Consider the following 19499-nt stretch of genomic DNA (forward strand, 5'->3'; position numbering starts at 1 on the left):
TAAAAACGTACAGGAGGTGCAGTAGCCCGAAAGCTACCGCACCTCCTTTTGCACGCCCGGCAGCCTAAGCCAGAGCAGGGCTAAACCAGCGCCTCATCAAGCCAGCTCAGACCCGAGCGGTGCTCATCCAGAAGCTCCAGAGCTCGGTTAGGCAACTCAACCTTCAGGCGGGCACCCGCCAACGACTGATACTGCGTATTTCCCAAACCGGGGTGCAGAAGAAGAGTCCGCGAAGAACTCACACCCACCAGCTCGCTGTCGAAAAGCCTATGCAGATCCTTGCGTAGAAGCAGACCCTCATCCACGCGATGCTCACCCTCGCGTGCATAGCTGTACAGGTGCGCCGCATCCAGTGCCGCCGTATGGCAAGCACCCGTAAACGCACACATGTTTCCGAAGCGGTTCAACAGCTGCTGGCGGAACTGCGGCTGACCTTTGCGAGCCCTGACCGTGCGCATCGTAAAACCGCCACGAGGATTCACGGGTGCCCCGTGAGCATCCCCCAGAGGAAGCAGGTGAATGCCCGAAGTATTCAGGCTTTCAAGCCAGTCAAGGACTTTAGCCGTATCGAGGGCAACAATGCTGTTCTGCCGGTTATATTTGCCTGGTGCACAAAGCCCTTCAAAAGAATCTTTGTTCAACGCACCGATGAGTTCAGTCCAGGTATCGCCGTAGTAGGCGACGAACCGCTGAACCCTCTTTATTTCTTGGGGTGGATTCTTGTGTAGCCGTTGAAGGGGTTTCAGACCATCGGGACGCAGGCAGCGTCCGTCGCATCGCCACATTCCGTCAGACCTGAGTATCATACGGCTGTTACCGCATCGGGGGCAGACAGTCAGGATTTTATTCTCATCCGTGACCTCAATCTTGCGGACAACTGCGCTCCCAAGAAGAATCGAATTATCTCGAATCAGCACGAAGTCACCCTCTCGGATGTCTTGTCCGTTAGGCACCCTCGAGTCGTAAACGTAACGAAATTCCAGGGCGTCATCGTAGATTTTGCCGCTGGCGGCGCTGCGGTTCTCTTCGTCGGGAACGGAGCGCAGGAGCCATGCCTGGGGGAGCCGCATGTCAGTTGAAGCATGCTTGCTGGGGAGGCTGAGGGTCGTCACTACGGACGGGAGAACGAGATCCGGCAGTGAGGGTGTTGAGTTGTTGTCCATAGCAGCAGCCTAGCAGCCCGGGCGGTTTGCCGCTGCTTGGGTGGTCACCGGCTCACGGGGTAGGGGTGGTGGAATCCTGTAATTACAAAAATTCTCTACCCGTCTTCTCCTCGAAAAGCCACATGTGTTTCGAGAAGCCACGTAACATGTTGCTTTTCGAAACACATGTGGCTTCTCGGCGCATAAATTCGGTGCAAAGTTCGGCACCCGCATGCACAACTTTCACCAGCCACAATGCTATTGATTCGCATCACACTCCGGCATTCTTGGGTATCCTTGGGGTAACACTCAGACAGAAGCCCGCCCTCCACCTCGAAAGGGGCCGCATGAAAACCTTCTGGACCAACCTACCCCTCACCATCCGCGCCGCAGCTATCTTCTGCTACGCCTACACCGGGGTGCGCATCCTCAACCTCTTCTCGGAGGTAGGCACCGCACCGCTGACCCCGCGTACGCTCCTCGACGGTGCCCTCACCGCGGCTGTCGTCGTCGGTGCCCTCGCCCTGTACCTGGGTAACGCCCTGGGTGCCGCTCTACGCGCCCGACGAGAAGGCTACGAGCCCCGCCCGGTCGGCATCATCGTCGCCTACGCGCTCTTCGTGGCGGTGTGCACCTACCTTGTCTGCCGCCTCATCGCTTACACCGTGGAGGTGGGGCTCACCTGGCTCTTCCCGCCCGCCCTCGACCCGGTGCTGGTCGCCGTGGGTATGGCTGTTCTTGGCGTGATCAACTATGTGCGCCTTGACCGCACCCGCAAGGACTAACCGGGGGGGGAGCTGCACCAAAACCCCTCCTTGAGAAGCCACATGTGTTTCGAGAAGCCACGTAATATGTTGCTTTTCGAAACACATGTGGCTTCTCGGCGCATAGAATCGGCGCAATAAAAACAGCACAAGAAACCGCCCCGTCCACCGCACCCACACGGGGGTGCAGTGGCCGGGGCGGCCTCATTCAGCGGTCAAAAACCGGCTTACAGGCTCTGTGCCTGAATTGCGGTGATCGCAACGGTGTTGATGATGTCCTCAACGGTGGTACCGCGCGACAGGTCGTTCACGGGCTTACGCAGACCCTGCAGAACCGGGCCCACAGCGGCAGCACCCGAAGACTGCTGAACAGCCTTGTAGGTGTTGTTACCGGTGTTCAGGTCGGGGAAGACGAACACGGTAGCCTGACCAGCGACCTCGCTACCGGGCAGCTTGGTCGACGCAATGGACATGTTCGAAGCAGCGTCGTACTGGATCGGGCCCTCGACCGCGAAGTCGGGGTTCGAAGCGCGCACGAGCTCGGTTGCCTCACGCACAACGTCCACGTCTGCGCCAGCGCCGGAGGTGCCGGTCGAGTAGGACAGCATAGCAACCTTGGGGGTGACGCCGAACTGGCGTGCAGTCTCTGCGGATGCCTTCGCAATGTCGGCGAGCTGCTCTGCGTTGGGGTTCGGGTTCACTGCGCAGTCGCCGTAGACCAGAACGCGGTCTTCCATCAGCATCAGGAAGACGGAGGAGACGATCTTGGTGCCGGGGCGGGTCTTGATGAACTCGAGCGAGGGGCGGATGGTGTTCGCGGTGGTGTTCACTGCACCGGAAACCATGCCGTCGGCGATGCCCTTGTAGACGAGCATGGTGCCGAAGTACGAGGGGTCGGTCATGCGCTCGCGAGCAGCCTCAATGGTGACGCCCTTGTGTGCACGCAGCTCAGCGTAGGTTGCTGCGAAGTCCTCGGTGTACTCGTTGTTTTCGATGTCGATGATACGAATGGTGCTGGGCAGTTCGATACCTTCGGCCCGGCAGATCTCTGCGATCTTGGCGGGGTTGCCGAGCAGGATCAGGTCGCAGAAGTCGCGGCGTGCAATGATTTCGGATGCACGCAGGATACGCACGTCGTAACCCTCGGGCAGGACCACGGAGCGGCGGTTTGCGCGTGCGGTCTCGATGAGGTTGTGCAGGAAGCGCAGCGGGGTCATGGATGCGGGGCGCTCAATTTCGAGGCGTGCGAGCAGTTCGTCCTTGTTGACGTACTCGTCCCAGCCGCCCATTGCGGCTGCGAGCTTGCGCTGGTGGCCGCTTTCGAGGGTGCCGCGCACGCGGGAGACTGCGCGTGCAGACTTGAAGGTGTCCTTGGTGGTGGACAGCACGGGGAACGGTGCGTTGTCGATGAGGGAGCCGACTGCGGTGTTCTTGCCGGGCAGTGCGTCCAGGCCGCCGGTGAGCAGCACGCCGGAGGGCGCGGGGAAGGTCGGTGCCAGTGCGGATGCGAGGGTTGCTGCAACGATGTCTGCACGGTCGCCGGGGACGATGACGAAGTCGCCGTCGACGAACTGGTTGAGGAAGTTGGAGACGTTCATTGCTGCGACCTTGATGCCGTGGATGTCGCGGCCGAGGTCTTCTGCCTTGATGCCTTCGGTGTCGAGCTTGAGAGCTTCGGCAACTTCACCGACGGTGGGTGCGTTCAGTTCGGGGATTTCGGGCAGCACGTAGACGGGCAGGTTTGCGTCGCCGCGCTTGACGGAGTTCTCGATTTCGTCGCGCAGTTCGGGTTCTGCACGGCTGACGATGATTGCGAGCAGGTCTGCCTTGGATGCGAGCAGTTCGGTGCGTGCCACGTCGACTGCGGTGACTGCTTCTTCGACGGTTGCTTCTTGTGCGCCGACGATTGCGACGACGGGCAGGCCGAGGTCACGTGCGATCTGGACGTTCAGGTCGAATTCGACTGAGAGCGCGTTGGCGGGCAGGTAGACGCCGTCGACGATTACGACGTCGCTGTTTGCTGCGACCTTTTCGTAGGCGGAGACTGCGCGTGCGGAGATTTCTTCGGTATCGCCTTCTGCGATGAGTGCGAGTGCGTCGGTCATGGAGACTGCGCCGCCGACCTGCTCTTCGGCCAGGCCGAAGTGTTCACGGATGAGGCGTGCCATGGGGTCGTCGGCGATGGTTGCGCCGTCGAAGACGGGGCGGAAGAAGCCGACGCGGTCTGCGCGCTTGATGAGGGAGTCTGCTAGGCCCAGGGCTACGAGGGACTTGCCCGAGTTCTGGGACATAGCGGAGAGGTAAAGACCAGTGGTCATTGTTTTACTGTCCTTCTATGCGATGTTCGGCGCTGGGTCCCGCGGTTGCGCAGGGGTGTATATGCTCCTGTGCGCGGGTGCGTCGAGCTTATATGTCATCTTCTATCTTAAGGTGTTGTGGGGGTGGTGCCTAACAGGGTGTGCGGTGCGCTGCGTCATGTGGGCGGGTGCGCGGCTGTTGCGGGGTGGGGATGTTTTGCGTGTCGCCTCCTGGTGTGGTGTGCCGTTTAGGGGGTGAGCTTAGGGGTTGAGGATGCGCGCGTATCGGACGCTGCGTCCGGGGGCCCAGATGCCGCGTGCTTGGAAGTACACGCCTTCGTTACGGTAGCCGAGGCGCTCGTAGAAGGAGACCGCTCGTTCGTTTTCTGCCATGACCCACAGGTAGGAGTTTTCGTCCGGGTAGATGACGGAGTCGTAGAGCGCCTGCCCGAGCCCGGTGCCGTGCGTGTGGTCGAGGGTGTACAGATGCGTGAGTTTGCGGGTGCCTGCGGGCAGTTCGGGAAGGTCGTCGGCGCGTTCGAGTTCCCATGAGGAGGGCTCGCACAGGGAGAGTGCCATGCCGACCGGCTTCTCCCAGTCGATCTGGGTGCCCACGGCGCAGGAGAGTCCACCGTCGGGGGTCCAGCCGGGCACCTCGTAGGCGAAGAAGCCGCGCACGGTGGGGGAGGCGAGGTGGCGGTGGAAGTCTTCGAGGTATTCGTTGCGTTCGGCGCGGTGGCGGGCGGTGAAGCTTTCTCCGAGCGTGTCGAAGTAGATCGGGTCGTAGGTTTGTTCCATGCAGTCTAGCTGCAGGTTGACGTATTTTTCGGCGTCGGTCGGTTCAATCGGTGCGAGCGCGTAGCGGCCCTGACATACAAATCCCATGGGTTCTAGTCTACTCAGCTAGCCCCTGTGGAGGCGGTCCTTCGCGGGTGCGTACGCTAGGGGCGTGCGGGAGCGGCACCCCGGGATGCGAGCGCCGTCGGGCGGCCCGCCCCCGATTAGGTGCGGCGCTGACCGGGGGGGGGCGGGTCGTCGGCTAGGCTAGTGGGTATGGCGAAAAAGAGCAGGGCACCGAAGAAATCCCAGAAGGCGCAGAAAACCCAGAAGAACCGCATCGACGATACCGAGAACACCCCCGTGCAGGGTGCCGCCGCTGGCGTGTACCCGATTTCTACCGGTGAGGCGGAGCTGGTCCCCGACGGCTACCACGCCGACGGCTGGCTGCTACTCATTAATGGTGTGCAGTCTTCCCACGTGATTGTGGGTGAGCCCCGCCAGCTGGATTTTGAGTACATGCGCTGGATTGCGGCGGTCGTCTCCTCGCACGTGGAGGAGCACCTGGACGCTACGAAGCTGCGCATCACTCACCTGGGCGGCGGCGCGTGCTCCATGGCGCGCTATTTTGCCGACCTGTACCCGACGAGCCGCAACACGGTCGTTGAGCTGGACGCCAAGCTCGCCGAGTATGTGCGCGCCTGGTTCGACATCCCCAAGGCGCCGCGCGTGAAGATTCGTGTGGGCGAGGCGGGTGCCGTCACCGCGACCTTCGCGCCCGCATCCCGCGACGTGCTGATTCGTGACGTGTTTGCCGGGGACACCACCCCCGAGGCGCTTACCACCGTCGAGTTCACCCGCACCGTCGCCGAGTCGCTGGCACCCGGTGGCCTGTACATCCTGAACTGCGGCGACGGGCCGGCGCTGACCGGTGCCCGCGCGGAGGCGTCCGCCCTGCTTGAGGTGTTCGAGTACGTGTGCATTGTGGCGGATTCGGCAATGTTGAAGGGCCGCCGCCGCGGCAACGTCATTATTGCTGGCTCCCACGCACCCCTGCCGGAGGCTGGTTCCATGCAGGCTGCCGCTATCGCCCGTGAGCTCATGGGTGGAGGCGTGCCCGCCCAGTACTGGGACACCGCGCGGGTTCGCCAGTTCGTGAGGTAGCGGTTTCAGCCGCGGTATAGGTTTTCGGGGGCGGCTCAGGTTTTCTGGTCATGACCTAAGTTTTTTCGGTAATGACTTAGGTCCTTCAGCCATGACTTAAGTTTTTCGACCATAGGTTAGTGACTTTGGTGGGGGCTTTTAACTATCGCCAAAGACCGTAACCTATCACCGAATTCGGCGGCCCCTCCACGGCAGACGCTACTATAGTGGCATGCGATACACCTACCTTGGCCCCTCCGGCACCTTCACCGAATCCGCCCTGCTGAGCGTCCCCGGCGCATCCGACGCCGAACGCATCCCCGCCACCAGCGTGCCCGACGCGCTCGCACGCCTGAACGCGGGCGAGGTGGACGCCGCCATGGTGCCCATCGAAAACTCTGTGGAGGGCGGCGTGAGCGCCACCCTGGACGCTATCGCAGCCAGCGAGGGTGTACGCATTATCCGCGAGGTGCTCGTACCGATCCGCTTCGTGCTGGTCGCCGCGAAGCCCATCAGCATCGAAGACGTTAAGACCATCTCCACCCACTCGCACGCCTGGGCGCAGGTGCGCGGCTGGGCGCAGGAGAACGTGCCCACCGCCGCCTACCTGCCCGGCTCCTCCACCGCGGCGGCGGCTGTCGGTCTGCTCGAAGAGGGCTGCACCTACGATGCGGCAATCTGCTCCCCGGCGCTGCTGAACTATCACCCGGAACTGCACGTGTTGCAGGACAACATCGGCGACAACAAGAACGCCGTGACCCGCTTCGTGCTACTCTCCCGCACCGCCGACATCCCCGAACCGACCGGTTCCGACAAGACCACCCTGACCGTGCCGCTGCCCACCAACCGCGCCGGCGCCCTGCTCGAACTGCTCGAACAGTTCGCGGTACGCGGCGTGAACCTCTCCCGCATCGAATCGCGCCCCACCGGCGAAGGCATGGGCTCCTACTCGTTCAGCATCGACGCCGACGGCCACATCTACGAGGCACGCATGCGCGACGCCCTGCGCGGCCTGCACCGCGTCTCCCCGACGCTGAAATTCCTCGGCTCCTACCCGCGCGCCGACCACGAAAACACCGAAGTCGACGCCATCCACTCCGACGGCTCCTTCGACGCCGCACACGAATGGGTCGAGTCGCTATTCCCCAACGGCCGCCCCGCACATCTGCAGCGCCACTAGCGGCACCACTAGCACCACCGGCGGCACCACCAGCCGCCCGCCGCTAGCCACCCCCGCACCTACCCGCGCCCCACCAGCGCAAACCCCGCCCACAACCCACCGCAAGATTAGGTAGGATAAAACAGTGATTGATATTAACCTCCTCCGCGAAAACCCCGACGTCTTCCGCGCCTCCCAGCGAGCACGCGGCAAGGACGAAACCCACGTCGACCGCATCCTCGAAGCCGACACCGCACGCCGCGCACTCATCGGCGAATACGAGACCCTGCGCGCCGAACAGAACGCCTTCGGCAAGACCGTCGCAAAGGCCCCCAAGGAAGAAAAGCCCGCCCTCGTCGCACAGGCCAAGGAACTGGCAGCCCGCGTCAACGAAGCAAAGGCAGCCTCCGAAGCAAAAACCGCCGAATACGAGGAACTGATCAGCAGCATCGAAAACCTCATCATCGACGGCGTACCCGTCGGCGGCGAAGACGACTACGTAGTCGTCAAGGAAGTCGGCACCCCCCGCGACTTCGCAGCTGACGGCTTCGAACCACGCGACCACCTCGAAATCGGCGAACTCGTCGACGGCATCGACATGGCACGCGGCGCAAAGGTCTCCGGCGCACGCTTCTACTTCCTCAAGGGCCAGGTAGCACGCCTCGAGCAGGCACTCATGTGGATGGCGCTCGACCTCGCAACCGAGCACGGCTTCACCATGATGACCACCCCCACCCTGGTACGCCCCGAAATCATGAACGGCACCGGCTTCAACGTCAAGCACGACGACGAAATCTACCGCCTCGAACGCGACGACCTGTACCTGGTCGGCACCTCCGAGGTGGCGCTCGCCGGCTACCACACCGACGAAATTCTCGACTTCGAGAAGGGCGCGAAGAAGTACCTGGGCTGGTCCTCCTGCTACCGCCGTGAGGCTGGCTCCGCAGGTAAGGACACCCGCGGCATCATTCGCGTGCACCAGTTCAACAAGGCTGAAATGTTCGTCTACTGCCCCGTCGAGCAGGCAGAAGAGATGCACGAGAAGCTGCTGTCCCTTGAAGAGGAAATGCTGCAGCGCTGCGGCCTCGCATACCGCGTGATTGACACCGCCGCAGGCGACCTGGGCACTTCCGCAGCCCGCAAGTTCGACTGCGAGGCGTGGGTCCCCACCCAGGGCACCTACCGCGAGCTGACCTCCACCTCGAACTGCACCACCTACCAGGCGCGCCGCCTGAACATCCGCGAGCGCACCCCGGACACCGTGGACGAGGCAGGCAACGTGCGTAAGGGCCGCACCCGCTCCGTAGCGACCCTGAACGGCACCCTGGCAACGACTCGCTGGGTGGTTGCCATCCTGGAGACTCACCAGCAGGCAGATGGTTCTGTACGTATTCCGGAAGCACTCCGCCCGTACATGGGTGGTGCCGAGGTTATCCCGGCAGTAGCCGCTGAATAATCTCACAACCAGCTGAAAAACCCGCTCACCGCGTAAACGGTGGGCGGGTTTTTGCGTATCCTGGTAGTCTAAGAACTATGCCTCTTTACCGTAAACTCCTTGGTGTTTCTGCGGCGGCGGCTCTGACCGCCTCCGTCACTCGTGCCCGCCGTGAAGCGCGCCGACGCGCTATCGAACTGGGCGCGCCTTTCGGTGTTCTGCCGACCCTGCCCACCGGTGAGGCGCAGCGCGTGGGCGTGGTGTACAACCCCAGTAAGCCCGGCGCTGCGGCGGCTATCGAGATTCTGGAACGTACCCTCGCGGCGAACGGCCACCCGCAGCCGCTGGTGCGCACCACCCGCGTGGACGAGCCCGGCTCCGAGGCGGCCCGCGAGCTGATCGCTGAGGGTGTTGACCTGCTCATTGCTGCCGGTGGTGACGGTACGGTGCGTGCTGTGGCGGCGGCGCTGGCGCATCATGAGGGGCATAAGCCGCGCCTGGGTATTCTGCCGATGGGTACCGGTAACCTGCTGGCGCGTAACCTGTATATTCCGGTCAGTGACGTGGCGGCGTGCGTGAATATTGCGCTGAACGGTGCGGGTCAGGCTGTTGATGCGATTGAGATGACGACGACGAACACCCCCGGCGAAGAAACCGAACACACGTTCTTTGTGATGGGTGGTGCAGGCTTTGACGCGCTCGTCATGAACGACACGAACGAGGACATTAAGGCGAAGTTCGGGTGGGTTGCGTACGTGCAGTCCGGCATGAAGCATATGCTGGGCAGGTCGCATCCGGTGCGTATTAGTGTGGATGGTGCGCCGTTCCGTACTCTGCCGATGCGGTCGGTGCTGATCGCGAATTGTGGCCGCCTGCAGGGTGGTATTCGCCTGGCGGATATGACGGATGTGCATGACGGCAACCTTGAGGTGATTGTGGCGTCGCCGCGTGACCTGGTGGAGTGGGGGCTGCTGATGGCTAAGGTTACGCGCCGCACGATTCTGGGTTCGCCGCGTATTGAGCTGCCGGTGATTCGCCACCTGGTGGGGTCTGAGGTGGTGTTGGAGTTCCCGGATGGTGCGCAGCCTGTTGAGGTGGATGGCGACCCGGCACCGTCGGCGTACCGTATTAGTGCGCGCGTGCTGCCTGCCGCCGTGGAGGTGGCGGTCCACCCCGAGGTGCTTTAGCGGGCGTAGTGAAGGTGTAAGGCGGAATCCTGTCTAGCACCCTAATCACCTGTTTGTGACCTGAATTATGAAAGAAATCGCGGATTTTTTCACTATTTCCTGAAAATCGGGAGGATAATGAAAAAAATCGCGGTTTTTTTCACTATATAGGAGGACTGGATGAGTGCTGCCGGTCACGGATACCGAACTCTTAAAAGTATTTTCCATGAACGCGGCAAAGCCGCCGCACAAACCGAACTGCAGGCACGCCGCAACGGCCACTCCACCTACCTCCTCAACGAATTCACGGTAGGGGAGCACCCCCTGTTCTACCTGGCAGACCGCACTGCGCTCGCATCCTTCGAACGCATCATGCGCCGTGAACGGCACATTGAACAGCTGAGCTCCCAACTGCCCAGCATCGCCATGCAAAGCTACCTACTCGACCTGGCAGTACGCAGCATCGTGGCGTCCGACCGTATCGAAGGTGTGCACACCACGCGCCAGCTCATCTCTGAGGCGCTTACCTCCGGCGACAGTGAGGACCCCCGCGCCAAGCGCGCCGTCGAATTCGTGAACCTCCTCAAAGACCTGGGGGCAGGCCGCCCACCCTCCACAGTTGAGCAGGTACGTACCCTCTACGACACGCTACTCGAAGGGCACCTCACCGAAGAAGACCGCCCAGACGGGGCGCTATTCCGCACCAAACCCGTGGTTATCCACGACAACACCCGCGAAATTCACCGCGCCCCCGACAGTGAAGCAACCATCACCGCCAACGTCCAGGCGGCACTCAACCACGCCCTCAACCCGAACGTTCCGGCGCTATTCTCCGCAATCGCCGCACATTTCATGGTGGAGTACACGCATCCTTTCTACGACGGCAACGGCCGCCTGGGCAGGTACCTACTGGTGTCCCACCTGGGGCAGACACTCACCCGGCTGACGACCCTCACCCTGCCGAGCACGCTCAACATTCAGAAGAGCCGCTACTACAAGGCGTTTAGCACGGCGGAAGAACCCCTCAACTACGGTGAAGTAACTACTTTTCTGCATGCCTTCCTTGAACTGATTGAGAAGGCACAGGAATACCTAGAAAAGGAGTTGGCGACCCGCTACGAGGCGCTAGTATCGCTGAATAAGCGTACTGCTGAGTTGAATCAGAACCATGAGTGGCTGAGGGGCGAAACAGCAAAAAATCAGAAGAAGGTGGATTCCCTGCTTGACCTTCTGCATCTGTTGGGACAAGCCAATATTTTCCGTGCGCCAGTCGCCCCCACCTCAAGCGAGCTACAGGAGGTGTTGGGTGTTACGGCGCCGACTCTGCGCGATAGGCTCAAGCTGCTGCAGGGGCTTGGGTTTGTTGAGGGTGTGAAGGCTGGCCGCACGATGCGCTGGTCGCTCACCGAGGCGGGAACCACCCTGCTGGGCTTGCCTGCTGTTGATGATGACGAAGAATAGCCCACGAGCATAAGAAACAGGGGAGGGGCCGCACCAGAATGTATCCCGCCTATAACTGGCAGAATCGTGGAATCCATCTTTGCAGTAGCGGAACGGGCCGGTTGCAGACATAAGTATCGGTATGTGGTAATCCATCTGCTCACGCCACCATTGTGTAAGGCTCCTGTAGTCGCCGTGTGATTCATCCCATGTCTGCTACATTAGGGTCAGGCGACATAATGCTTCCGGGTGCTTCCACCACTCAGAACACCAGAAAGTATTCTGGATATCTATTTTGCGGTTTAACGAGGCCGTACACCTGAACTCGAATACCGAATGACTGGAAACGTAATAGTAATCAATCACAAGCGACGGGGCGAAGCACAGAGCGCTCCTAGCCTGCATCTGAGAGACATGCCCATCGAGCACTTGTATGTGCGCTATCAAAGGATAGCGCGGAACCTGCCGAGACGGATCCGCTGGCTTGCTTTGGTATTCGCGCCAACGAGCACGAGCTTCACCGTCTTCACCGCTGGCCTACTGAATGTTGCAGGGGCTCTGATGATTACGGCAGGTATCGGCCGGGTAACGTCAGGTGAGAGGACCCCAGGCAGTGCTATTTGGTTACTCATCTTCGCTTTCCTGGCTGAAAGCCTAGGGTACTGGGTGAAGGAACGCCAAGAGCTTATTCTCACGATCGCGGTTCGACAGCTTACATACCGCCGTTTCCGGGACATCTTTGGTAGGTCATCCCATCCGCCGGAAGCTCACGGACATGTTCTCACATACCCAGCACAGATCAGCCAGTTTGCCTTCGTTGTTGATTTCGCCGTTTCAACCGTTCAGATTATTGCCTTTCTCGCGGCTTCGCTCGCGCTATATGGTGCAAGCGGCGCCATCGCTGCGTTGCTCATCACTGGATTGGTATTCGTCAGCGTCCGTCTCATCAACTTGGTGGGCCGACTATGGGAACAGTACGTCGCTCTAGAGGGAGAGCGTCGGCAGTGGATCCAGCGTGTAGCAAACGCGCTGCCTCGAGGGCAAAGCATCCCCAGCTGGGGTACCGCCCTGGACAAGGTCGCTAGCATCCGAAACACCGAAGAGCAGCTTCTGCACAGACGAGTCCCGTTGCAGATCCTGAATGGATTCCTTGAACGGGGAGCACTAACTGCGGTGCTCGCTGTGGTTGCGGTTCTCGGCGCGTGGCTCTGGCCATCCGCTCATTTCGGTGTTGGAATTATTTTGGCAGCCCGCTACCTGTACGCAGCGGTGCAGAACAACATCGTAAACTATCGGGTTATTCGGCTCGCTGTGCCAATGATGCGTGAGCTCGACAAGCTCGAGTCGTCTCCAAATTGCACGGTTAAACAGCAGGACTGGGTGGGGCAGCCTTCAAATTCTAGAGAGGTGCTTGCCGCTACGTCTGAGCGCGCTGAAGCATTGCGCACATCCGTGACCACCCCCGATTCTGCTTTCGTACCACGCAACCCGGAAGTGTCCCATTCGGTGTTGTCAGCGTGGCGAGCTTCTGCTTCGCCACATCAGGTATCCCGGTTCACTAGCCTCGCTTTAGGTATGGGGCTCAGTGAGGATGTGATCGGGCGGTTCTGGCAAGACGCAACAACCTTGTCGTCAGGAGAGAGACACCGTGCTGCTGTCGCTATCGTTTTGGCAGACAAACCGGACTGGCTAATTTTGGACGATACGTTCGCAGCGCTTGATCCTGTAGCACGAGAAGTGGTTGCCGAGAGGATCTTAGAGTGCGTGCCAACGTGCACACTTCTGGCAAGCTCGGAGGAGTACGTACCGAGTGCCTTCACCCCCGGCAATGATGCGAGGGTAGACCCTCTTGAGTTGCAGGCTCATAGCCCCGGGGCAGCTAAGGAGGCAGATGCTGGTTCGACGGATGTGAGCGAGGGACAGGACCTTCCTGACCCTGAGCCGAAGCGTGCCACATTCCGACGATCGGCCCTGTTGTTGTTTGGACCGCATTTGGTGTGGATTACGTGTGGCGCCCTACTCTTGAGCGGATCCGAAGTTGCTTTTGCAATGACGATTGCTCACAGTGATGGGCTGTCTGCTCAGGTTGCTGGAGTGTCAGCTGCTTGCGCACTGGCAGCAATTGTTGGGTCCGTCATGTTCTTTGGTCCGCTCTACTGGGCTCCCATCGCTAGGCTGAGCGATTTGCACGACCGGGTTATACGGAGGCTCGATCGATTCGCTAGTCCTAGAACAAGCGGTGCGGTCATGGGGCGGATGGGTGAAGACTTCTCCGACCTTCAGATGTCGGTGCCTAGCGCCCTGGGTTCGGTATTTATGGTCATTCTACAGACCTTTATGCTCATCGGAGGCGCAGTGGCCGGCGCCCCGCTGTTCATAATCGCTGTGTTGGCGGTAGCACCCCTAGCGATGCTTGCTATGCGTCAGGGTTCAAAGTGGATTCTCCCTGCCTCGACGACGGCTGCCAATCGCCGAGGTGACTTCATCGGGGTGGCTGGTGCCCAGGCTGGCTTACACGCTGCGCCCGTCAGTGCAGGGCTGCGTCGGGCTGGAGAAGAAGCCTACGCTCATTCGGAGGCTGCATACGTCAGCAGCTCGATTCAGTTGGCGAACGTCTACGCACTGCGTACGGGACTGATTCAGTCGCTTGTGGTGTCACTGAATGTTTCTGCAGTGGTATTGGCACTGATGGTCGAAGGATCGAACTCAGTGGTTGCTCCCGCGGTCGTAATATATTTTGCAGTAACTCTGTCATCTGGCATCCAATCTACGGTGGAGACGCTGCAACAGGTTGGTGTAGTCAGCTTGACTGCGGAGCGTGTTCGGATGCTTGAAGAGTACCGGGCCGACCGTTCTTATCCGCCCGTGCGGTCTGCTGACCTGGCTCTGCTTGAGAGCGTTCTTGACTCTGGGTGTTCTATGGTTGCCTTGATTGGACCAACTGGCGCGGGGAAGTCCGTCATGCTTGATGCTCTATACCGTCGGTATCCCCAAGGCGAAGTGGTAATCGTACCAGATATCGATCCGTTCGCATCTGAAGCATCGAATTCGAGCGGGCTCATGCTTGCGCGTTCCGTGTTACGTGACGGCGCTGCCCGGCTTGTGTTGCTTGATGAGACCTTGAAGAGTCTCACTCCGTCAGAGGAGCGCACTGAGCTCGAATCGATGGCGTGCGCTATCGAGGGCAGCGACAAGCAGGTTGTGATTGTCCTTCACTCGCGCTCTAACCTTGATCGTTTCAAAGAAGTGGTGAATTTAGATGAGTGAGCTGACCCAAGTACTACGTTTTTCTCCAAGAACTATCGAGGACGAAATGTGAATCTATAGGGCCAAACCTATAGCCTGGACCGATTCGTCGGTGGCACTTCTGAACGAGTACGGCGCCACACTGTGCACACCCGCCCCTCCTGCCCCCGATAATGCCCTGATACCGCCCGCGATAAAAACCCCCCGTTAAAAACACGGTCGGGGCCGTCTCGCACGCAGGCTCGAAAAGTGCGAGAATGGAGCAGAAAAGAAAACTACGAAAGAAGATACTTTCATGCTTATTCTCGTTGTGAACGCCGGTTCTTCCTCCCTGAAGTACCAGGTGCGTGACACCTCCCTGCCCGAGGCAGAGCAGATGCTGACCTCCGGCCTCGTCGAAAACATCGGCACCGACGTGCCCAACCACGAAGTCGCATTCGACATCATGTCCGAGAAGCTTGAGCCCGTCCTGCACGGCCGCGAGCTGCAGGCAGTCGGCCACCGCGTGGTGCAGGGTGCAGAGAAGTTCACCCACCCCACCCTGCTGACCGAGGAAGTTGTCCAGCAGATCGACGACCTCTCCCCGCTGGCACCGCTGCACAACCCCGCACACGTTCAGGGCATGCGCGCAGCAATGCACAAGTGGCCCTCCCTGCCGCAGGTCGCTATCTTCGACACCGCGTTCCACTCCACCATGCCCGAAGAAGCATGGCGCTACGCAATCCCCTACGACCTGGCTGACAAGTACAGCATCCGCCGCTACGGCTTCCACGGCACCAGCCACGAGTACGTCTCCCACGTTGCAGCTGACATGCTCGGCATTGCACGTGACGAGTTCAACGGTATCGTCGCACACCTCGGTAACGGTGCGTCCGTGACCGCTGTGAAGGGCGGCAAGTCCGTCGACACCTCCATGGGCTACACCCCGCTGGCTGGCCTGATTATGGGTACCCGCTCCGGCGACATTGACCCCTCGGCACTGACCACTATTCTGGTTCGTGAGGGCATCGACGGTGCCCGCCTGGACACCATTCTGAACAAGGAGTCCGGCCTGCTCGCACTGGCTGGCTCCAACGACATGCGTAAGGTCGTTGAGGCTGCACAGTCCGGTGACGAGCGTGCACAGCTCGCACTGGACATGACCTCCTACCGCCTGATGAAGTACATTGGCGGCTACAACCTGGTTGTTGGCGGCGCGCAGGCACTGATCTTCACCGCAGGTATCGGTGAGAACTCCGGCGACTTCCGCAAGCTGGTCCTGGACCGCCTCGGCGCACTGGGCATCAAGTACAACGAGGAGGAGAACGCTAAGCGTTCCCCCGAGCCGCGCGTGATTTCCACCGAGGATTCCGCTATCAAGGTGCTGGTCATCCCCACCAACGAGGAGAAGGCTATCGCTGAGGCTACCGAGGAACTCGTCAAGAGCCTCTAAGCCCCACGCACCCCGCCGTGTAGGCGGCTCAGCGTAAAGTTATCCGCCGTAGCGCCCCGTCCTGTATGGGTGCTGCGGCGGATTTCTTATGCCCGCAAGGCGGTGCGCCTCTGAGTCTCTGCACTGCGAATCCCTGCACAGTGGCGCACTGTAGCGTCGCGAATGGGCATTCTATGAGAAAAAGCGCATTCACATTCACTAGTAAGTGCCCAAAAACGATAGAGTGGAATCAGATAACACTCGATACGAAGCGGACGAGACATGACTCAACCTCCTGAAAACCACCAGCAGCCCGGCGGGCAGTTCAACGCCCAGCCCGGCCAGCAGGCATTCCGTGCCCCCGGTGACCCCCTCCCGCAGGACCTCTCCGCCGGCTGGCTTCCCGAAGACGAGCGCCAGAAGCCGGTCAGCCCCCTGCCCCAGCCGAAGCTCTTCGCCTACCAGTCGATGCTGCCGCCGAAGGTGCTGCACGCACTGCGTCACCCCTCCGAAATTCCGTGGCTGGTCGCCGCCTACGCGGTCACTGCGGTCGGCTACATTGTGCTGTTCATGGCGATGGCTGACCTGTTCAGCTCGATGATGCGCTACTTCTTCAGGTCTGGTGAAGAATCGATGCACACGCCTTATGTGGGTAGCACCGCTGCAAGCCTGCAGGAGACAATTTACCAGGTGGTTGCCATCCTCCTTATGGGTCCGCTTGTTGTCTTCATTGGGCGTGCTATTTTCTACGCTAAGCAGCGTGTGAACGGTGTGCGCATCACCCCGACCCAGTTCCCCGAGGCGTACCAGATGATTGCCGAAGCAGCTGAGGCTGCGGGTCTGCGCCGTGTGCCGGATGCGTACGTTATCAGCGGTAACGGCACCATCAACGCGTTCGCGGCAGGTCATGGTTTCCGTCGCTACATCGGTCTGTACTCTGATCTGTTCGAAGTCGGTGGTAAGTCCCGCGACCCGCAGGCGTTGCGCTTCATTATCGGTCACGAGGTAGGCCACATCGCCGCAGGTCACGTTGGTTATTTCCGTGTAATTTTCACGGCACTCTTCGGCCAGATTCCGATGCTGTCGAGTGCGTTGTCCCGCTCGCAGGAGTACACCGCCGACAACTTCGGCTACCGCTTCTGCCCCGAGGGCGCTGAGGGCGCCGTCAAGGTGCTTGCGGCGGGTAAGTACCTGAACAAGCAGGTTAACTTCGATGAGCTTGCCGACCGTGCCGTCACTGACCGAGGCCTTGCCGTATGGTACGTGAACCTCATCGCGAGCCACCCCGTTCTCACTTGGCGTGCGCACGCGCTGCGTGACCGTACCCAGCCCGGCCGCCTGTTCTGGCGCCCGACGGAGAACCCGGTCAAGGACGCCGCACCGCGCGTTCCTGTCCTGATCCCGGCGGCGGAGCCGGTGCACATGTGGCCCGACCCGATTCAGTCCACCGAGTTCATGCGTGAACACCAGGACGCGTGGGCTGACTACACCCTGGAAACCGTGGACGTGTACCCCAAGCCTGAGAACGGCCCCGCGTTCGATGCTAACTCTACGCTGTTCGCTGGCTGGCTCACCGAGCAGGCTCGTGCTTTCCACGGTCAGCGTTGGGATGCGTACGCTGCCGCCGGTGGTGCGCCGGCACCGGGTGCTCCCGGTGGCCCGCAGGCGCCCGGTCAGCCGGGTGCGCCTCAGCCTAATTTTGGTGGCGCACAGCCGAACTTTGGCGAGTCCCAGCCCGGTAATACTCAGCCCGGTTACGGCCAGTACGGCAGTAGCCAGTACGGCACTGACTCTGCCACCCCGAACCAGTACGGTAGCTCCTCTGAGGGCGGCTCGTACGGTCAGGGTTACGGCTTCGATAATGATAAGAAGTAGTTCCTGAGCTGTAGGCCCAAGAACCTAGGCCCAAGAACCTTGATGAACCCGCCGGGATGCACGATGCATCCCGGCGGGTTCAGCCGTTAACTGCCTCGTGCGCGACCCTCAGGTGAGAAGGTGCGCCCGTCACTGCATCCGCCGCGTGCCGCGGTCATAGAATGGAAACCATGCTTTCATCACCTCGCTCCATCAAGCTCGACCCGCTGCTGACCATGCTCATTAGCGCGGTTATCCTCGCAATTATTGTGCCGGCGCGCGGCGACTTCGCCGACTGGTTCAGCACCGGAACGAAGTTCGCGGTCGCCCTGCTGTTCTACCTGTACGGCGCTCGCCTCTCCACCGCGGAGGCTATTCGCGGCCTGACCCACTGGCGTCTGCACCTGATGATTCTGAGCTGCACGTTCGTGCTGTTCCCCCTGGTCGGTTTGGCGCTCTCACCGCTGCGTCTTGTGCTCGGTGATGGGCTGTACATGGGCATTCTGTTCTTAACCTTTGTGCCCTCGACCGTGCAGGCGTCAATCGCGTTCACCTCGATTGCGGGCGGTAACGTGGCGGCGGCGATTGTGAGCGCCTCGCTCTCCTCGATTGTGGGTGTGGTGGCGACCCCGCTGCTCGCCATGCTGCTGATGAACACGGGGCATATTGAGTTCTCCGGAACGGTCTTCCTGGATATCGCCATTCAGCTGTTTCTGCCGTTCGTGCTCGGCCAGCTGACGCGCCGCTGGGTGGGGGAGTTCGCCAAGAAGCCGACCACCAAGTGGTTGGATAAGTTCTCGGTCATGATGATTGTGTATTCGGCGTTCTCTGCCTCGGTGGTGCAGGGCGTGTGGACGCGCGTGGCGTGGTGGCAGATCGTGCTGCTGGTCGTGCTCATGGCGATTATCGTGGTGTTCATGCTGTGGCTGACCGACCAGCTGGCTAAGCGCCTGGGCTTCAACCGTGCCGACCGCATTACGATTCAGTTCTGCGGTTCGAAGAAGTCGCTGGCGGCTGGCCTGCCGATGGCAATCATTATTTTTGGTGCGGGCTCGCTGGGTCTGATGATGCTGCCGATCATGATTTTCCATCAGGTTCAGTTGATGATTTGTACCTGGCTTGCGGGCCGCTATGCGCGCCTGGATGTGGTGGGTGCCGCCTCCGCGAAGGAAGTTCAGTAGGGGCTTGAACCCTATCTGCCGGGGTGCTCGGCGGGTGCTATTGGGGGCCTCTGAGCCTGTGAGATAAGCCTCTGATGAGGGGTTTTAATGGGTTCTTTGGGACTGGATGACCTGTCTATGAAGTGATATAGCGCGCATTCATCGAAAAACTCTCTGACTAGTGCATTTGTGTGCAAAATGTGGTATTAGTACTGGTCAGTTGGTTTTCTGTGGGTTATATGCACTCTATTGCATCAAAGTGACCGGCGAGACAATCAACACTATCGGGTGTTGAGCGGCGAAAAAGCCCCAATTTTGCCCTAGAATATTTTGTCGATGGGTTAGACAGATTTGCATCCTGTATGCAAGAATTTATGACTCATGTGGGAATGGTTGAGATTCACTCCCTCACACCGCCCACGAGCATTGATGCAGCGGATTCACTCCCCGCCCGCATCCCGCACCGGAAGAGACTCACTCACTCAACCGGAAGGAAGCTCAAAAC

The 19499-nt window shown here is 60.4% G+C and carries 13 protein-coding genes; 10 read left to right on the plus strand and 3 right to left on the minus strand.

The features are described from left to right. Positions 1 to 80 precede the first annotated feature (80 nt). Positions 81 to 1070, minus strand: coding sequence for an HNH endonuclease (locus tag LPB405_RS05065; protein ID WP_246823621.1), 990 nt, complete (start codon positions 1068 to 1070; stop codon positions 81 to 83). Positions 1071 to 1489: 419 nt separating this feature from the next. Between LPB405_RS05065 and LPB405_RS05070 the strand changes: the two genes are divergently transcribed. Continuing rightward, on the plus strand, positions 1490 to 1927 hold the full coding sequence (locus LPB405_RS05070) for a hypothetical protein (RefSeq protein WP_219100396.1): 438 nt from the start codon (positions 1490 to 1492) through the stop codon (positions 1925 to 1927). A gap of 206 nt (positions 1928 to 2133) precedes the next feature. Here the strand turns inward: LPB405_RS05070 and pta are convergent, their stop codons facing one another. Together pta and LPB405_RS05080 are read right to left on the minus strand one after the other, a co-directional pair. Continuing rightward, entirely contained in the window at positions 2134 to 4224 is a 2091-nt protein-coding gene (gene pta, locus LPB405_RS05075) for a phosphate acetyltransferase (protein ID WP_219100398.1), read from the minus strand. A gap of 240 nt (positions 4225 to 4464) precedes the next feature. After that, complete coding sequence (locus LPB405_RS05080; RefSeq protein ID WP_219100400.1) at positions 4465 to 5088, minus strand: GNAT family N-acetyltransferase; 624 nt, start codon at positions 5086 to 5088, stop codon at positions 4465 to 4467. Between the two features lie 168 nt (positions 5089 to 5256). Between LPB405_RS05080 and LPB405_RS05085 the strand changes: the two genes are divergently transcribed. The 9 genes from LPB405_RS05085 to LPB405_RS05125 all read left to right on the plus strand — a co-directional run bounded on the left by LPB405_RS05085 (position 5257) and on the right by LPB405_RS05125 (position 19015). Continuing rightward, positions 5257 to 6144 carry a spermidine synthase gene (locus LPB405_RS05085; RefSeq protein WP_257604851.1) on the plus strand — a complete coding sequence of 296 codons (888 nt, stop codon included), beginning with the start codon at positions 5257 to 5259 and terminating at the stop codon, positions 6142 to 6144. Between the two features lie 211 nt (positions 6145 to 6355). Next, positions 6356 to 7303 (plus strand): prephenate dehydratase, encoded by a 948-nt coding sequence (gene pheA, locus LPB405_RS05090; protein ID WP_219100402.1) that lies wholly within the window; start codon positions 6356 to 6358, stop codon positions 7301 to 7303. A 124-nt stretch (positions 7304 to 7427) separates the two neighbouring features. Further along, the gene (gene serS / locus LPB405_RS05095; protein WP_219100404.1) at positions 7428 to 8738 is read left to right on the plus strand and encodes a serine--tRNA ligase; all 1311 of its coding nucleotides are present in this window, start codon (positions 7428 to 7430) and stop codon (positions 8736 to 8738) included. A gap of 77 nt (positions 8739 to 8815) precedes the next feature. Continuing rightward, the gene (locus LPB405_RS05100) at positions 8816 to 9904 is read left to right on the plus strand and encodes a diacylglycerol/lipid kinase family protein (protein ID WP_219100406.1); all 1089 of its coding nucleotides are present in this window, start codon (positions 8816 to 8818) and stop codon (positions 9902 to 9904) included. A gap of 159 nt (positions 9905 to 10063) precedes the next feature. Continuing rightward, positions 10064 to 11344, plus strand: a complete 1281-nt coding sequence (locus LPB405_RS05105) for a Fic family protein (RefSeq protein ID WP_219100408.1) — start codon at positions 10064 to 10066, stop codon at positions 11342 to 11344. Between the two features lie 393 nt (positions 11345 to 11737). Further along, on the plus strand, positions 11738 to 14590 hold the full coding sequence (locus tag LPB405_RS05110; RefSeq protein ID WP_257604852.1) for a hypothetical protein: 2853 nt from the start codon (positions 11738 to 11740) through the stop codon (positions 14588 to 14590). A gap of 274 nt (positions 14591 to 14864) precedes the next feature. Beyond that, the gene (locus LPB405_RS05115; protein ID WP_219100410.1) at positions 14865 to 16001 is read left to right on the plus strand and encodes an acetate/propionate family kinase; all 1137 of its coding nucleotides are present in this window, start codon (positions 14865 to 14867) and stop codon (positions 15999 to 16001) included. Between the two features lie 261 nt (positions 16002 to 16262). Then, positions 16263 to 17855, plus strand: a complete 1593-nt coding sequence (locus tag LPB405_RS05120) for a M48 family metallopeptidase (RefSeq protein WP_219100412.1) — start codon at positions 16263 to 16265, stop codon at positions 17853 to 17855. Positions 17856 to 18016: 161 nt separating this feature from the next. Then, positions 18017 to 19015, plus strand: a complete 999-nt coding sequence (locus LPB405_RS05125; RefSeq protein ID WP_219100414.1) for a bile acid:sodium symporter family protein — start codon at positions 18017 to 18019, stop codon at positions 19013 to 19015. Positions 19016 to 19499 lie beyond the last annotated feature (484 nt).

This window comes from Rothia mucilaginosa (assembly GCF_019334805.1).
In the GTDB taxonomy this organism is placed as follows: Bacteria; Actinomycetota; Actinomycetes; order Actinomycetales; family Micrococcaceae; genus Rothia; species Rothia mucilaginosa_C.

Bases quoted from the DNA above. Each gene is read 5' to 3' on its own strand.
- LPB405_RS05065 (WP_246823621.1), bottom strand. From the start codon at position 1,070: ATGCGGCTCCCCCAGGCATGGCTCCTGCGCTCCGTTCCCGACGAAGAG.
- LPB405_RS05070 (WP_219100396.1), top strand. From the start codon at position 1,490: ATGAAAACCTTCTGGACCAACCTACCCCTCACCATCCGCGCCGCAGCT.
- pta (WP_219100398.1), bottom strand. From the start codon at position 4,224: ATGACCACTGGTCTTTACCTCTCCGCTATGTCCCAGAACTCGGGCAAG.
- LPB405_RS05080 (WP_219100400.1), bottom strand. From the start codon at position 5,088: ATGGGATTTGTATGTCAGGGCCGCTACGCGCTCGCACCGATTGAACCG.
- LPB405_RS05085 (WP_257604851.1), top strand. From the start codon at position 5,257: ATGGCGAAAAAGAGCAGGGCACCGAAGAAATCCCAGAAGGCGCAGAAA.
- pheA (WP_219100402.1), top strand. From the start codon at position 6,356: ATGCGATACACCTACCTTGGCCCCTCCGGCACCTTCACCGAATCCGCC.
- LPB405_RS05100 (WP_219100406.1), top strand. From the start codon at position 8,816: ATGCCTCTTTACCGTAAACTCCTTGGTGTTTCTGCGGCGGCGGCTCTG.
- LPB405_RS05105 (WP_219100408.1), top strand. From the start codon at position 10,064: ATGAGTGCTGCCGGTCACGGATACCGAACTCTTAAAAGTATTTTCCAT.
- LPB405_RS05110 (WP_257604852.1), top strand. From the start codon at position 11,738: ATGCCCATCGAGCACTTGTATGTGCGCTATCAAAGGATAGCGCGGAAC.
- LPB405_RS05115 (WP_219100410.1), top strand. From the start codon at position 14,865: ATGCTTATTCTCGTTGTGAACGCCGGTTCTTCCTCCCTGAAGTACCAG.
- LPB405_RS05120 (WP_219100412.1), top strand. From the start codon at position 16,263: ATGACTCAACCTCCTGAAAACCACCAGCAGCCCGGCGGGCAGTTCAAC.
- LPB405_RS05125 (WP_219100414.1), top strand. From the start codon at position 18,017: ATGGAAACCATGCTTTCATCACCTCGCTCCATCAAGCTCGACCCGCTG.